This is a genomic window from Acidobacteriota bacterium (genome assembly GCA_028875725.1).
In the GTDB taxonomy this organism is placed as follows: Bacteria; Acidobacteriota; Thermoanaerobaculia; order Multivoradales; family Multivoraceae; genus Multivorans.
In genome coordinates, this window is sequence record JAPPCR010000006.1 from 1,529,487 (window position 1) to 1,544,532 (window position 15,046).

16 protein-coding genes and 1 tRNA gene are annotated in these 15,046 nt (G+C 68.6%); 9 read left to right on the plus strand and 8 right to left on the minus strand.

The features are described from left to right. Window positions 1-2: 2 nt before the first annotated feature. Genes OXI49_08255 through tsaB form a run of 6 tightly spaced genes read right to left on the minus strand, consistent with a single transcriptional unit; the run spans window position 3 to window position 4,561 of the window. On the minus strand, window positions 3-1,115 hold the full coding sequence (locus OXI49_08255) for a TRAP transporter substrate-binding protein (GenBank protein ID MDE2690496.1): 1,113 nt from the start codon (window positions 1,113-1,115) through the stop codon (window positions 3-5). A gap of 40 nt (window positions 1,116-1,155) precedes the next feature. Continuing rightward, entirely contained in the window at window positions 1,156-2,109 is a 954-nt protein-coding gene (gene trxB / locus OXI49_08260) for a thioredoxin-disulfide reductase (protein MDE2690497.1), read from the minus strand. Continuing rightward, window positions 2,106-2,876: a CDP-diacylglycerol--serine O-phosphatidyltransferase gene (gene pssA / locus OXI49_08265; protein MDE2690498.1), complete on the minus strand. Its 771-nt coding sequence runs from the start codon at window positions 2,874-2,876 to the stop codon at window positions 2,106-2,108. Before pssA ends, trxB begins: the two co-directional genes overlap by 4 nt. Continuing rightward, window positions 2,873-3,571, minus strand: coding sequence for a phosphatidylserine decarboxylase (locus OXI49_08270; protein MDE2690499.1), 699 nt, complete (start codon window positions 3,569-3,571; stop codon window positions 2,873-2,875). The genes pssA and OXI49_08270 overlap by 4 nt, the downstream gene beginning before the upstream one ends. A 52-nt stretch (window positions 3,572-3,623) precedes the next feature. After that, entirely contained in the window at window positions 3,624-3,851 is a 228-nt protein-coding gene (locus OXI49_08275; protein ID MDE2690500.1) for a YdcH family protein, read from the minus strand. Next, window positions 3,848-4,561: a tRNA (adenosine(37)-N6)-threonylcarbamoyltransferase complex dimerization subunit type 1 TsaB gene (gene tsaB, locus OXI49_08280; protein ID MDE2690501.1), complete on the minus strand. Its 714-nt coding sequence runs from the start codon at window positions 4,559-4,561 to the stop codon at window positions 3,848-3,850. The genes OXI49_08275 and tsaB overlap by 4 nt, the downstream gene beginning before the upstream one ends. 120 nt (window positions 4,562-4,681) lie before the next feature. Between tsaB and mutS the strand changes: the two genes are divergently transcribed. After that, window positions 4,682-7,309, plus strand: a complete 2,628-nt coding sequence (gene mutS, locus OXI49_08285) for a DNA mismatch repair protein MutS (protein MDE2690502.1) — start codon at window positions 4,682-4,684, stop codon at window positions 7,307-7,309. Between the two features lie 6 nt (window positions 7,310-7,315). Here mutS and OXI49_08290 read toward each other — a convergent pair whose 3' ends face one another. After that, complete coding sequence (locus OXI49_08290) at window positions 7,316-7,756, minus strand: single-stranded DNA-binding protein (protein ID MDE2690503.1); 441 nt, start codon at window positions 7,754-7,756, stop codon at window positions 7,316-7,318. Window positions 7,757-7,927: 171 nt separating this feature from the next. On the opposite strand from OXI49_08290, the gene dtd reads away from it, so the two are divergent. Beyond that, window positions 7,928-8,365, plus strand: a complete 438-nt coding sequence (dtd, locus tag OXI49_08295; GenBank protein ID MDE2690504.1) for a D-aminoacyl-tRNA deacylase — start codon at window positions 7,928-7,930, stop codon at window positions 8,363-8,365. Here the strand turns inward: dtd and OXI49_08300 are convergent, their stop codons facing one another. Next, a complete protein-coding gene (locus OXI49_08300; protein MDE2690505.1) occupies window positions 8,366-8,632 on the minus strand; it encodes an integration host factor subunit beta in 267 nt (88 codons plus the stop codon). 144 nt (window positions 8,633-8,776) lie between these two features. Between OXI49_08300 and OXI49_08305 the strand changes: the two genes are divergently transcribed. From OXI49_08305 to pth, 7 genes are all read left to right on the plus strand, one after another. Next, a complete protein-coding gene (locus OXI49_08305) occupies window positions 8,777-10,858 on the plus strand; it encodes a tetratricopeptide repeat protein (protein MDE2690506.1) in 2,082 nt (693 codons plus the stop codon). 19 nt (window positions 10,859-10,877) lie between these two features. Continuing rightward, window positions 10,878-11,645, plus strand: coding sequence for a hypothetical protein (locus tag OXI49_08310; GenBank protein MDE2690507.1), 768 nt, complete (start codon window positions 10,878-10,880; stop codon window positions 11,643-11,645). After that, window positions 11,645-12,541, plus strand: coding sequence for a 4-(cytidine 5'-diphospho)-2-C-methyl-D-erythritol kinase (ispE, locus tag OXI49_08315; GenBank protein MDE2690508.1), 897 nt, complete (start codon window positions 11,645-11,647; stop codon window positions 12,539-12,541). The genes OXI49_08310 and ispE overlap by 1 nt, the downstream gene beginning before the upstream one ends. A 32-nt stretch (window positions 12,542-12,573) precedes the next feature. Further along, window positions 12,574-12,648, plus strand: a tRNA-Gln gene (locus OXI49_08320). A gap of 172 nt (window positions 12,649-12,820) precedes the next feature. Further along, window positions 12,821-13,762, plus strand: a complete 942-nt coding sequence (locus OXI49_08325; protein ID MDE2690509.1) for a ribose-phosphate pyrophosphokinase — start codon at window positions 12,821-12,823, stop codon at window positions 13,760-13,762. 26 nt (window positions 13,763-13,788) lie between these two features. Next, a complete protein-coding gene (locus OXI49_08330) occupies window positions 13,789-14,457 on the plus strand; it encodes a 50S ribosomal protein L25 (GenBank protein ID MDE2690510.1) in 669 nt (222 codons plus the stop codon). Further along, entirely contained in the window at window positions 14,444-15,034 is a 591-nt protein-coding gene (gene pth / locus OXI49_08335; GenBank protein ID MDE2690511.1) for an aminoacyl-tRNA hydrolase, read from the plus strand. The genes OXI49_08330 and pth overlap by 14 nt, the downstream gene beginning before the upstream one ends. Window positions 15,035-15,046: the final 12 nt, after the last annotated feature.

Here is a 15,046-nt window from a genome sequence, read left to right on the forward strand (position 1 = left end):
TCTCAGCCGCCGCCGAAGGAGAAGCGTGCGTACGCCTGCTCGGCGGTGCTGAACCAGCGGAAGGAGGACTGACGGACCTCGTCCCAGGACTCGAAGATCTTCCGGTAGCCGGCGTCCGCGGCCGCGTTCTCGTTCATCAGCTCGAACGCGGCGTCGCGCGACGCGGTCATGATCTCGTCGGAGAACGGTCGCAGCGTGACGCCGCCGTCGACCAGGCGCTTGAGCGCACCCGGGTTGACGGCGTCGTAGCGCGAGATCATGTCGACGTTCGCCTCCGCGGCGGCGGACTGAACGATGGACTGGTACTCGGTCGGAAGACCGTCCCAGGCGGTCCGGTTGACGTACACGGAAAGCGTCGGGCCCGGTTCCCACCAGCCGGGGTAGTAGTAGTTCTTCGCCACCCGCTGGAAGCCGAGCTTCTCGTCGTCGTACGGGCCTACCCACTCGGCGGCATCGACCACTCCGCGTTCCAGCGCGGGATATATCTCTCCGCCGGGAATCGTCTGAACGGTCACTCCGAGACGGCTCAGCACCTCGGCGCCCAGACCGGGGATACGCATCTTCAGACCGCGCAGTTCGTCCAGCGTGCTGACCTCGCGGCGGAACCAGCCGCCCATCTGCCCGCCCGTGTTACCGGCAGGGAAGTTCACGATGTTGAAGTCCGCGAACACCTCGCGCATGAGTTCCAGGCCGCCGCCATGGTAGAGCCAGGCGTTCTGCTGGCGCGTGTTCAGGCCGAACGGCATGGCGGTGTCGAAGGCCACGGCCGGGTTCTTCCCCGTGTAGTAGTAGCTCGCGGTGTGGCCGAGTTCGACCGTGCCCTGCTGCACCGCGTCCAGGACGCCCAGCCCCGGGACGAGTTCGCCTGCGGGGTAGGGGCGGATCCGGAACCGGCCTTCGGACAGGCTCTCGACTCGTTCCGCGAACACTTCCGCGCCGCCGAAGATCGTGTCGAGGCCGCGCGGGAAACTGGAGGCCAGACGCCAGTTCAGGCGGGGCTTCGTGACCACGGCCGGTGCGCCGTCCGGTCCCGCTGCAGGGCCGCCGCAGGCGGCGACGGCGCCCGCTCCCGCGGTGACGGCAACCGCCTTGCCGAGGAAGTCCCTGCGTCTCAGTTTGGTCATCGGGTACCGTCCTTGCTTGGGTGGTGGCCGGTCAGTCTACTTCGGAGAGCCAGCGTTCCGCGTCGATCGCCGCCTGGCAGCCGGTTCCGGCGGCGGTGACCGCCTGCCGGTAGATCGGGTCCATCACGTCGCCGCAGGCGAAGACTCCCTCGACGTCCGTTGCCGTGCCCGGATGGCGGACCTTGAGGTAGCCGACGTCGTCCATCGGCAGCTTGCCCTGGAACAGCCCAGTGTTCGGGTTGTGGCCGATCGCCATGAAGACGCCCTGGCAGGCGAAGTCCGATTCGGCGCCCGTGCGGGTGTCGCGGAGGCGGACGCCGCTGACGCCCTGGTCCTGGGAACCGTGGATCTCTTCCACCGTGGCGAAGAACCGCCAGTCGATCTTTTCGTTCGCGGCCGCGCGCTCGCGCATGATGATCGAGGCTCGCAGCTCGCCGCGGCGATGCACGATCGTCACCTTGCTGGCGAACTTCGTCAGGAAGGTGGCCTCTTCCATCGCCGTGTCGCCGCCGCCGACCACGACGAGCTCCTTGTCGCGGAAGAAGAAGCCGTCGCAGGTGGCGCAGGCCGAGACGCCGTAGCCCATCAGCTCCGCTTCCGATGCCAGCCCCAGTTGGCGGGCAGAGGCGCCGGTGGCGATGATCAGGGCGTCGGTGGAGTACTCCCCGCCGTCCGTCCGGACCCGGAACGGGCGCTCGTTCAGGTCCACGGCCAGGCCCGTCTCGAAGCGCGTATCGGCTCCGAAGCGCCGGGCCTGAGCCCGCATCTGGTCGATCAGCTCGGGCCCCATGATCCCCTTCGGGAAGCCCGGGTAGTTCTCGACATCGGTCGTGATCGTCAGTTGCCCGCCCGGCTGGCCGCCCTCGAGAACCAGCGGCGAGAGATCGGCGCGTGCCGCGTACAGGGCCGCGGTGAGTCCCGCGGGTCCTGATCCGAGGATGGTCAGCCGGTGGCGCTCTGGAGAGGCGGACGGAGCGGTCGTCATCGGCCGCGGAGCGTAGCAGCGCGAAGACGGATCGCCCGGCGGCGTCGCCTGAGGCGGCGAGCGAGCCAGGCGGTCGGTCCGGAGAGCGCGTAGCTGGCCGCGCCGACCAGGAAGAAGACACCGATATGGATCAGCGCCAGCACGGCGATCGAGGCGATGACGAGAACTACCCGGAAACTCCGGCGGCGGCGGAAGTCGATCTCCTTGAAGCTGACGTAGCGGAAGGTGGAGACAGCGAGCAGGCCGACCACGACCAGCGCGGACAGAACGACGATCTGGAACAGAAAGGAGTCGCCCCGCGTGTCGACAAAGAAGAGAATCGAGCCGATCGCCCCCGCGGCGGCGGGCGCCGGCAGCCCGATGAAGTAGGCGGGGTCGGCCGTGCGGCGGCTGACGTTGAAGCGGGCCAGGCGGGCGGCGTTGCAGAGCAGGTAGACGGCCGGCGCCGCGAAGCCCACGCGCCCGAGCTCGTGGAGCCCCCAGAGGTAGCAGAGCAACGCCGGGGCCAGGCCGAAGGAGACGAGGTCGGCCAGCGAGTCGTACTCCCGGCCGAAGGGGCTCGCGGTTCCGGTCAGGCGGGCTATCCGGCCGTCCAGCGTGTCGAGGCAGGCCGCGGCGAAGAGCATCAGCACGGCGGCCTGGAACTGCCCCTCGAGACCTGCCAGCAGAGCGTAGAAGCCGAGCAGCATGTTCGCGGTCGTGAAGAGGCTGGGGATCACGTAGGCCCCGGCCCGCAACGGTCTCGGTTTGCGCGGCTTCCAGTTCATGATTCGTCTCCGGTTCGGACGGCGGGTCGCCGGACCGGAAGGTCCTCCGGCGGCGGCGTGGACGGGTCCGTGGGCATGGCGAGCGGCGTTTCGCCGGAGATCACGCGCTGGCCCTTCTCAACCAGGGGGTCGTAGGACAGCGGCACGAACACGTCGACGCGGGAGCCGAACTTGATCAGGCCAAGGGGCTCGCCCTGGATCACGCGCTGGCCGGCCTGGACATGGGCAACCACGCGTCGGGCCACGAGACCGGCGATCTGGCGCACCGCGATGAGATCGCCCTGGGGCCGGCGCAGCAGGGTGAGGTGGTTCTCGTTCACGTCGCCCGCCTCCTTGCGGAAGGCGGGGAGCTTCTTCCCAGGCGTCGCGATGCTGCCGATCACCACGCCCTCGACCGGCGTCTTCTGCGTATGGACGTTGAAGACGGACAGGAAGATCGAGATGCGCCGCCAGGCTTCGTCCCCGAGGGCGCTGTCGGTGATCACCTCCACGGCCATCACCGTTCCCTCGGCGGGAGAAAGGACGACGTCGGGCGGTCCCTCGTAGTTCCGCGTGGGGTCGCGGAAGAAGAGGAGGACCAGGACGCCGAGGACGGCCATCGTGCCCGCGGCTACGTGCCAGCCAAGGGGCCATAGGACGGCCGCCGCGGCGAGGAACGGCAGCACGAACGGCCAGGCCTCCCGGGCGAATCTCATCTAGCACCCCGCGCCGCAGACTTGCTTCGCTTGCGTTCTGCGGCGCAGGTTCCTAGCTGGCTGCTTGAAGGGCGTGGGACCGGATGATCGACTCCATGCGGTCCTTGAGAGCGAGCTTGTGGAGCTTGATGCGCTTGGCCTCGGACTGATCCGTCGGCGAGAGGACGGGGCGGCCGACCAGTTCTTCGAGTTGACTCTCACAGGCCTGATGCTCTTCGTAGAGCTTCTTGAACTCGCCCTCCTGCGCCAGAAGTTCTTCCTTGACTGCGTCATCGCTCATTCGGTGCGCGCCTCCCTTCGTGGTCGTTCGGTGGCCTTCCGCGGAGCTTGCTTCGAGCGTACCAGCTTGGGCGGGCTCGTCGCGGGCGGGCGCAGGTAGAGAGGTTCGACGAGCGTCGAGGGATCCCAGCGAAAGTCACCGCTTTGCATCAGGTGCAGCATGCTCGGGGCAAGCTCCTTCGCTTCGACCGCACCGGCCGGAACCTCAAGCGCGGCCGCGCCGTGGCCGACGAGAGGAATAGCGGTCCGGTTGAGATCGGTCCGACTCATGATCTCAGCCGGCCCGTCGACCTGGGGCGTGCCGTTCGCTCTCAGCAGCACGCGCTGTGCGAACCAGCGGTCCCGATGCGCATCGACGACCGCCAGCACCACTGGCTCCGGCGCTGCCGCGCGCTCGGCGTAGTGACCGGCCAGGACCTCGAAGGTCGAGACCGCGCCCGCGCGCACTCCGGAGGCCTGGTGCAGGCCGATCGCGGTGGCCAGTCCAACCCGCAGGCCGGTAAAGCTGCCCGGTCCCCTGGCTGCCCCGATCCCTGCCAGGTCCTCGGCTTCGAGACCCGCGCGGGCCAGTAACTCGTCGATCATCGCGATGAGTTCGCGCGACGAACGGCCCTGAGGCGTGGCGAGCGTGTCGACCCGGTCGGGAAGAGCGAGCGCCACGCTGACGACGGCCGAACCGGTGTCGAACGCGAGCAGCGGCCCGGAAGCCATGGCCGCTCACTATACTGGCGGCCGTCCGTGGACGGGAGCGCTGCAGAGAACGCGGGGGATTCACGGACACCCGCCGGTCGATCGGCTGGGCCGGCCCGGGACGTCGCCACCCTCACGCCGATGCTCCGGCACTACCTGACGGTCAAGGCCGACTACCCGGACGCGATTCTGCTCTACCGGATGGGCGACTTCTTCGAGCTGTTCTTCGAGGACGCCACGACCGCCGCACCGGTACTCGATGTCGCCCTCACCGCGCGGCAGAAGGGAACCGCCAGCGAGGCCCCGATGTGCGGGGTGCCCCACCACGCGGTCGACTCCTACATCGCCAGGCTGCTCGACGCGGGCTACAAGGTCGCCGTGTGCGATCAGGTCGAGGATCCGGCGCAGGCCCGGGGGCTGGTGCGCCGGGAGGTCACGCGGATCGTGACGCCGGGAACGATCAGCGACCTGGAGATGCTCGATCAGAACCGGCCGAACTACCTTGCCGGGATCCGCTTCAACGGCGGGGCGGGCGCCGGTGCGTTCCTGGACGTCTCGACCGGCGAGTTCTTCGTGCGCCGCTGGCCGGACGCTGCGTTCGCGGTGGACGATCTCGAACGGCTCGCGCCGCGTGAGGTTCTCACGTGCGGCGCGGACTTCGAGAGGGGTGGCGCCGACCCAGCCGGTCAGCTTCCGGCCTGGATCGACCGTGCCGGAGTTCCGCATACGGCGGTCGACAGCTCGGACGCGCTGCGCTCAGCCTCCGCCGAGCGCGCCCTGCGCCGGCAGTTCCAGGTCGACAACCTGCGCGGCTTTGGTCTGGTCGAGGGTGAGGCCGCGGTTGCAGCGGCCGCCCTCGTGCTGGAGTACGCACGTAGCGCCGCCAGATCGGACATAGATCACGTAACGGGTCTCGAGGTTCAGCACGACGACCGTTGCGTGGTGGTGGATGACACGACGCTGCGCAACCTGGAGGTCTTTCGGCACCTCCAGCACCAGGGCGGACGGACTCTCGTCGACGTGCTCGACCTCACGCTCACGGGGCCCGGCGCCCGCGCCCTGCGGCGCTGGCTGAGCCGGCCGCTCCGGGAAGCGGGCGCCCTGGAGGAGCGCCACGACGCGGTCGACGTGCTGCTCCGGAACATCTCGCTGCGGGAGTCGCTTCGCTCCCGATTCAGGGGCATGGCCGATCTGGAGCGGCTGACGTCGAGGCTGGTCCTGGGCCGGATCACTCCGCGCGAGGCGGCGGCCCTCCGAGACACGCTGCGCGACGCTCCTCCCACACTCGCGGCGGTGGCGGGGCTGGATGCCGACCTCCTCGCACGCATGGCAACGACCGACGCGCTGCCCGGGCTGCGAGCGAGGTTCGATGCAACACTTGCGGAGGCACCGGGCTCGCTGAGCGACGGTGGCGTGATCGCAACCGGCGTCGATCCGGAACTCGACCGACTCCGGTCCCTGGCGCGGGACGGCAAGGAGCACATGGCGGCCCTCGAGGCCGGGGAGCGGGAGGCGACGGGGATCCCTTCGCTGAAGGTCGGCTACAACCGCGTCTTCGGCTACTACCTGGAGGTCCGCAAGACCCAGCAGGAGCGGGTTCCCGACCGCTACGTGCGTCGGCAGACCCTGACCAACGCCGAACGCTATGTCACGGAGGATCTGAAGACGCTGGAACAGCAGATCCTGGGCGCCGAGAGCGGCCAGCTTGCGCTGGAACAGGAGCTCTTCGAGTCGCTCCGGGCCGAGGCCGCCCGGGAAGCCCCGCGCCTGCTTGCCCTGGCAGCCGCCTTGGCCCGGCTCGACTGTCTGATCGCACTGGCGGAGGCCGCGGGCCGCTACGACTACGTCCGACCGCGGATGCTGGCCGCGGCCGGCAGGATCGACATCCGCGAAGGCCGCCATCCCGTGGTCGAACGATCGACGGCGGCCATCCGCGGCGCTTCCGGTTTCGTACCGAACGACGTGTGCCTTGATCGGGACCGGGAGCAGATCATCCTGCTGACCGGTCCCAACATGGGCGGCAAGTCGACCTATCTCAGGCAGACCGCGCTGATCGTGTTGATGGCTCACGCGGGGTGCTTCGTGCCCGCCGGGAGCGCCGAGATCGGTCTGGTCGACCGGGTCTTCACCCGTGTCGGCGCCAGCGATGACCTGGCTCGCGGCGAATCGACCTTCATGGTCGAGATGGTCGAGACCGCGAACATCCTGCGTCACGCGACGCCTGACAGCCTGGTCGTCCTGGACGAGGTCGGCCGGGGCACATCGACCTACGACGGTCTTTCCCTGGCGTGGGCCATCATCGAACGCCTGCACGAGCACAACGGCTCGCTGGCGCTCTTCGCCACCCATTACCACGAACTCACCGGCCTGCCGGCGACGCTTGCGCGGGTCAGGAACTCGCGGATGGCGGTGAAGGAGTGGCAGGACCAGATCCTGTTCCTTCACAGGGTCGCGGAAGGCCGCGCCGACAAGTCCTACGGTCTGCACGTGGCGCGTCTGGCCGGTGTGCCTCGGGAGGTCGTCGAGCGCGCTGCCGCCGTGCTCTCGAACATCGAGTCCCAGCAGTACGGCTTCTCCGGCAGGCCCCGGGTCGTCGACGGCGCTTCCGGAGCGCCGCCGAGTCCCGGCGCGGACCAGCTCGCGCTGTGGGGCGGCGAAGACGAGGCCGTGATCGAGGCGCTGAAGACGGTCGACGTGGATCAGTTGACGCCGGTGGCCGCCCTGAACCTCCTCCAGACCCTGCAGAGCAGGCTTGGCGTAAAGCGCTAGCTAGCGCTAGAACGGGATGTCGTCGTCCTGTTCACCGGCGTCGAAGCCCTGGTCCTGCGGCGCCGGCTGGCCGGCGTCGGGCCGGTTGCGCGAGCCGTAGCCCTGTCCGCCGCCGTCGGCCCGACCGCCAAGCATCTGGAAGTTGTCGCAGATGATCTCCGTCCGATAACGCTTCTGGCCGCTCTGCTGATCGTCCCAGGAGCGGGTCTGCAGCCGCCCCTCGACCGAGACCAGGCGGCCCCTGGTGAGGTACTGCCCGGCAACTTCCGCCTGACGGCCCCAGCAGACGATGTAGTGCCACTCCGTCTCTTCCTGGCGGTTGCCGTCGCGGTCCCGCCAGCGCCGCGTCGTGGCGACGCTGAAGTTCGCGACCGTCTGGCCGGACTGGGTGGTGCGGATCTCCGGGTCTCGTCCCAGGTTCCCGATGAGGATCACCTTGTTCAGCATGTACTTTTTCCTTTCAGAATGACTTGAGGCGGCGGCCTGACGCCGACCGCCAGGGAAACTCGTGTTCACGGGCCGCAGCGAAGCCCGGAAGCCGCGTCGCGACGGCCGGGCCTTTCCTGGCCCTGGCCGTCGATCGTAACCCCGGCAGGCTTTCAGAGCTATCGTGCGGGCATGCGGCTGGTCGTTCAGCGAGTGGCGCGAGCCGAGGTTTCGGTCGACGGCCGGACGGTGGGGAAGATCGGTCCGGGCATGGTGGTCCTTGCCGGCGTGGAAACCGGCGACGGACAGGATCAGGTGGAGGCGGCCGCTGCCAAACTGGTCGGACTCCGGTTCTTCGACGACGAGCAGGCGCGGATGAACCTCGACGTGCGCCAGTCAGGCGGAGCGGTGCTTCTCGTGTCGCAGTTCACACTGGCCGCCTCGACGCGCAAGGGGAGGCGGCCGTCGTTCGACCGGGCGGCGTTGCCGGAAGTGGCCGAGCCTCTGCTCGAGACGCTGCGCCTCCGGCTGGAGGCGGCCGGCGTGCAGGTGGAGAGCGGCCGTTTCGGAGAGCGAATGCGTGTGGACCTGGTCAACGATGGACCGGTCACCTTCGTCCTGGACTTCTAGCTAGAGGTTCTTCAGTTCCTTGCCGAGCTTGAAGCGAACCGTCTTGCCGGGGGAGATCGTTACCTCGACGCCGGTCTTCGGATTGCGGCCCACGCCGCGCTTGCGATCGCGCACCTGGAAGACGCCGAAACCGCGCAACTCGATCCGCTTGCCGTCGCCGAGTGCGTCCTTCATCGCGCCGAGGATCGTGTCGACGGCGCGGGCCGCCTTGACCCGGGGAAGATCGGAATTCTCCGCGACACGGTTCACGATGTCCGCCTTGATCATCTCGACGCCTCCTCCCTGAATCGGCCCGCCGTCACGACCGGCCACGGTCCGATGTGGACTCCCGAGTCTAACCCGGGCGGCGGTCCCGGTAAAGAGCTGAAGCGGCCGAAGTGGTCACGGGAGAGTGCTACCCTTGGCCGTCCCATGCACCGTGAGGAAACAGGCTTCCGGTCCCTCCCGGGCCGCGCGTTGGGCCTCGTCGCGCCAGTAGCCGCGATCGCGGTGCTTTGCCTCGGAGCGCAGTCGACTCGGGCGCAGGAAGCCTCCGCCACGCTTTCCGGGAGCGGACCGTTCCTGTTCACCGCGGCGCGGCTGCTGGCTGCCGAACCGGACCGGGAGGAGGAGGCGCTCGATCTCTTCGAACGGGCGGTGGCCGCGGATCCGGACGCTCCCTTCCTCCGGATTGGCCTGGCGGAATTCCTGGCCCAGAAGCTGCGTCGTTTCGACGAGGCGGCCGAACACACGCGGGTCGCCTACCGTCTCGCGCCGGACGACGTGGATGTGCTACGCGCCCACGCTGGCGCTCTCGTCAGCCTGCCCAGAGGCAATGGCGGCCGGTACGGCGAGGCGCTCGATCAGGCGCTCGAGGCACTGGAGCGTCTCCGTCGCCTCGCCCCGAGCGACATCGACGGCATGATGCTCCTCTACCGGATTCGAGAGAGCCTGGAAGAATACGACGAGGCCGCTTCGGTACTCGAGGAACTCGTCAGCTACCACAACGGCCACCGGCAACTGCAGGGCATGCTGGTCGATGCGTTCCGGCGCGCGGGCGAGGACGACCGGGCCGAGGCGGTCCGGAACGAGATGCTTCGACTCGACGGTCTCTCCCTCGAAGCCAGAATGGAACTGGCTCATCGGGAGAGCCAGCGGGGCAACCACAGCGAAGCGATCGAACTGCTTGAGGGCGCCGTCGCCGAGCAGCCGGAGAGTATCCCGGTGCGTGGCGCCCTGGCCGAAGAGTACTTTCGCCGCGGGGTCGCCCGCGGACGGACCCCCCAGCAAAGGGCGGACGATCTCGCTGAGGCGCTTGGACGCCTGCGTGAGCTGCCTCGCGCGGCCCGGGCGAACCCTCGCGCTCGCCTCCTGGAGGCGACGATCCTGGCCGAATCGGAACGGACGTCGGAGGCGATCGAGCTGCTCGAAGACCTCAGACGGGAGTCGCAGGACGATCCGCGCATCGTGCGGGAACTCGTGCGCCTGCTGATGCGCGAAGGGGAGTGGCGCCGGATCAGGGACATCGGCCAGACGATGGTCGACCGGGCCGACCGGAGCACCGTCGAGGGCGGGCAGGCGGGAGATCTCGGTCTCAGTCTCGTGGTCGAGGCCTTGCGCCAGTTGGGAGAGATCGACCGCGCGCTGGAGGTCCTGGAAGCCGAGGAGGAGCGGGCCGGAGAGTCCGCGGAACTGGTTCTCAGTCAGGCCGAACTGCTGGCGGAAGCCGGCAGAAAGCGCAGGGCCATGGCCACGCTGCGCCGGGGCGTCGTGGCCAATGAGCGGCTTCTTGTGGCGGGCGACGACGGCGAGCCGGAGTTCCCGGCGCTTCAGAAGAAGGCGAGGCTCTACTTCAACCTGGGTGCGGACAAGCTCGCCCTGAGGGTCTACGAGGACCTGGCCTCGAACGGAGATGTCCGGCGTCTCATGCTCGTCGCCGAGTCCTGCCGCGAGCAGGGACGGTTCGGCGAAGCCATCCCCTTCCTCCTGCGGGCGCTGGCGCGAATCGACGCCGGCGCCGCGACGGAACTGGACATGGACAAGGACGCCCTCCGCGCGGCACTGCGGTTCCAGCTCGGGGAGGCCTACGAACGCAGCCGGCGCTACGACGAGGCGGCGGATCAGTTCCGGGCGGTCCTGACGCTCCAGCCCGAGAACAGTCACGCCTTGAACTACCTCGGCTACATGTGGGCGGACAACGGCGAGAACCTCGAGCAGGCGCTGGAGCTCATTCGACGCGCGGTCGATCTCGACCCGAACAACGGCGCCTTCGTCGACTCCCTGGGCTGGGCCCTGTTCCGTCTCGGCGAGTTCGAGCAGGCCCGGCGTCACCTGGAACGGGCGAACCAGCTCGTGCCCCGGGACTCAACGATCCTCGAGCATCTCGGGGACGTCTATGTCGCGCTGGGCGAACCGCAGCGGGCCCGGGAGGCCTACGAGCAGGCGTTGGCGATCAACGACGAGGAGAACGTCGAATCGCTGCGCCGCAAGCTGAGTGAACTCTCCCGGCGCTAACCGGCTGCAGCCAATCTTCATGCGGCGGTCGTTCCCGCTGTTTCTGCTCAGCCTGGCGTGGCTTGGCGGCTGCGCCAGCACCGGACCTGGTCGCGAAGCGGGGGTTGCCGCTGGCCGTCCGGTTCCGGCCACCGCGCCGTGGGAGATTCCCGAGACGGAATGGCGGACCCAGCGCATCGTCCGCATGCACTACGACGGACCGGAAGGAAACGGCACGCTGCGTCTCGTCCTGCGTTTCGAGGACCCGGAGCGTTTTCACGTCTCGGCCTCCGACCGCCTGGGACGACGATGGTGGGACCTCAACGTGAGGAAAGGAGACGCCCTCGTGCTGTGGGTGCGCGAGCGCACGTTCTGCCGGTATGCGGGCGACCTCGAGGTCCCGGCCCTCTCGCTGGGTCCGGTTCCGGCCCGCGCCGTCGCCGCCCTGTTGATGCGGCGGTTGCCGTCGCCGCCGGCCGATCCCCGCGGATGGGCGGAGACCGCGGTCACCGGACAGTCGGGCCAAAGCGTGGAGATCGACTTCGAGGACAGCCGTGGCCGGCGCTGGACGACCGAAGCGACCCTGGCAGGCCCAAGTCGCTGGACGTTGTGGCATGGCGATCGCGCAAGGGCCTCCTGGAGCGGAGGGGTGGAAGGAGTGGAAAAAGTGGCGCGACTCGTGGAGTCCGACACGGGTCTCGAACTCCGCTGGCGCCAGCGGCGGCCCGCAACGGAACTCGCCGGACTGCTTCCAGCTCCCGAGGTTCCCGCCGGATACCGGCCCGGCCTCTGCGGCTCGGATGCCTGATGCCCGCCGAACTCAGCCTTGCATGCCCGGCCAAGGTGAACCTGAGTCTCCGCGTTCACGGCCGCCGGCCCGACGGTTTCCACGAGATCTCGACCGTCCTGCAGACCATCGACCTCTGCGACCGCCTGGTCATCCATCGCGCCGACCCGGCGAGTCCACTGCGGATCGAGGTCCCGGGCGGCGGCGCTCCGGCCGACGACTCGAACCTGGTGCTCAAGGCGGCGCGCGCCTTCTTCGGCGTCCTCGGCGAGCCAGCGGGCGGCGTCCGTTTCAGACTGGAGAAGCGAATTCCCGCGGGCAGCGGTCTGGGCGGGGGCAGCAGCGACGCGGCGGCGGCGCTGCTCGGCCTCCAGTCGCTCTGGGGAGAACCACTCGACGCCCGGCAGTTGCACGGGGCCGGAGCGGCGGTCGGCTCGGATGTCCCGTTCTTTCTGGAGGGGGGCACGGCGTTCGCGACCGGCCGTGGTGAGCGGGTCGAATCGCTGGACGACATGCCCTCAGCGACTGTGCTGGTCGTCGTGCCGGCGGTCGAGGTGTCGACCGCCGAGGTCTACGGCGATTGGAAGGGTGCGATGGCGGCAGGCAGCAGGGGAGAGGAGGGACTGTCCACCCTGTTGCCTCCTCCCTCACGCCGTGGCGACGCCGCCGCCTGGGTTCTCGGCAACGACCTGGAGCCGGTGGTTCGCCGGCTCCACCCCGAGGTGGACGGCCTCCTCCTGGCGCTCGGGCGGGCCGGGAGCACGGGCGGTGGCGGCGGTCCCCAGGTTTCGGGCAGCGGCGGCGCCGTGTTCGCGGTCGGCGAGGCGCCCGGCATCCAGGCCGCACTGGCCGGAACGGGCGTGCGTGTGTTCCGGACGCGAACGCTGCCTCGGGAAGTTCGCGGGCTCTTCATGTAGTCGTCACTTTCTGTAAGATGGGCCGTCCCGTCTGGGGCGTCGCCAAGTGGTAAGGCACGAGACTTTGGATCTCGCATTCGGGGGTTCGAATCCTCCCGCCCCAACCACGAGTGCGCCGCAGCCAACTCCCCCTGAATTCGAACTGATTCCGAGGTCGCCCGTGTCGAGAGTCTCCGTGCACGCGGATGGTCCCGGCGCGCACCGGCGTCCGGACTTCCCGGAAACGATCGCTGGCGGGTCGCTCAAGTGACCCTCCATCCCAACAACGTCGAACGCACCATGTACACCGAACTCAAGGTCTTCGGCGGACGGGCGCATCCCGCGCTGACCAACGAGATCTGCAACTACCTCGGCATGGTGCCGGGTCAGGTCACGGCCTACAACTTCGCGGACGGCGAGATCTTCTGCCAGATCCAGGAGAACGTGCGCGGCGCCGACGTCTTCATCGTGCAGCCGACCTGTACGCCGGTCAACGACAATTTCGTCGAGCTGTTGATCATGCTCGATGCGGTGAAGCGGGCTTCGGCGGCGCGGGTGACGGCGGTGTTGCCCTACTACGGCTACGCCCGTCAGGACAAGAAGGACAAGCCCCGCGTGCCGATCACGGCCAAGCTCGTGGCTGACGTGATGACTGCCGCCGGGGCCGACCGCCTGCTGACGATGGACGTCCACGCGCAGCAGATCTCGGGCTACTTCGACATTCCGGTCGACCACCTGTTCGCGGCGCCCGTGCTCCTTGACGCCATCCGCGCGCTCGGCATCGAGGATCTGATGATCGTCGCCCCGGACGCCGGCGGGGTGGCCCGGGCGCGGGCGATCGCCAAGCGGCTGCAAACCGAACTCGCGATTATCGACAAGCGTCGGGTGGCCGCGAACCAGGCGGAGGTGATGAACGTGATCGGCGATGTCGAGGGGCGCGACGTGCTGATCCTCGACGACATCATCGATACCGCCGGCACGCTGATCAACTCCGTCGAATCCCTGGCGGCGCAGGGCGCCCGGAGAATCTTCGCCGCCGGCATCCACGGTGTACTCTCCGCCTCGGCCATCGAGAGGATCGAGAAGTCCAGCCTCGAGGGCGTCCTGGTGACGAACACCACACCGCTCGAAGAGAAGCTGGCCCGCAGCACGAGGCTGCGCCCCCATAGCGTCGCCGCCCTGCTCGGGGAAGCCATCCGAAGAATCCACGACAACAGCTCCGTGACATCGCTCTTCGTCTGAGCCTTACGTCACCTGAGGAGTTCGAAGTGAGCGAACCCACCGTTACCGTCCGGCTGCGCGAGCAGACCGGCAAGAACGCGAACCGCCGCCTCCGGGCGGCCGGTGAGATTCCCGCCGTGGTCTATGGCGGCAGCGCCGATTCGGCCGCGATCCGCGTCGACGGCAAGATGGTGCAGGGCCTGATTCGGGAGGGGGGCGAGAACGCCGTCTTCCTGCTCCAACTCGAGGGCACCGAGCGGACGCGCCACACGATGATCCGCGACTTGCAGTGGAATCCACTGACGGGCGCGCTGGTCCACATCGACTTCCAGCGAGTGAAGATGGATCAGGAAGTCCAGGTTTCGGTGCCGATCGAAGTCGTGGGGACGCCCGAGGGTGTGCGGAACGAGGGCGGGCTGCTCGAGTTCATCACTCGGGAAGTCGGCGTCGTCTGCCTGCCCGGCGACATTCCCGTCTCGATCGAGCTCGATGTCTCGCCCCTGCACATCGGCCAGCATGTGGAGGCCGGGGAACTGGTCCTTCCGGACGCCGTGATCCTCAGCGAGGAAGAGAGCAAGGTGATCGTGTCGGTCGCCGCCGCCCGGGTGGTCGAGGAGGAGGTCGAGGAGCCGGAGGAAGGCGAGCTGCTCGAGGCCCTCACCGACGAACCCGAACGGGTCGGCGACGAGGACGAATCCGAAAATGGAGACACGTAGCGAGGAGGCGCGTCTGGTTCTGGGGCTCGGAAATCCGGGCGGGCGTTACGCCGACACGCGTCACAACCTCGGCTTCCGGGTCGTCGACGAGTTGTCTCGGCGTCTGGGCGTTCGACCTCGACTGAACGTGTGCGGGGCGGTCTGGGCCTCCAACGACCGAATCGACCTGGCGATGCCGCAGACCTACATGAATCGAAGCGGCTACAGCGCGCGCTGTCTCTCCGAACGGAATGGCTATGCTCCCCGGAACATCCTGGTCGTCTACGACGAAGTCCACTTGCCCCTGGGGCGGCTCCGGCTTCGTGGCAAGGGGAGTCCCGGCGGGCATCGCGGCATGGAGTCGGTCATCGAGAACCTGCGCACGACGGCGGTGCCGCGGTTGCGTCTTGGCATCGCGCCGGACGAAGCGGCGGCGGCCGCGGCCGGCCGCGGGGAAGACCTGCCGGATTTCGTGCTCGCCCCCTTCGCGGCGGGCGAGATCGAAACGGCGGAACGAATGGTGCGGCGGGCCGCCGACTGCGTCCTGAGCTGGGTTGACCGAGGCGTCGAAGTCACGATGAACGAGTACAACGGATGAGAGGAAACGGAT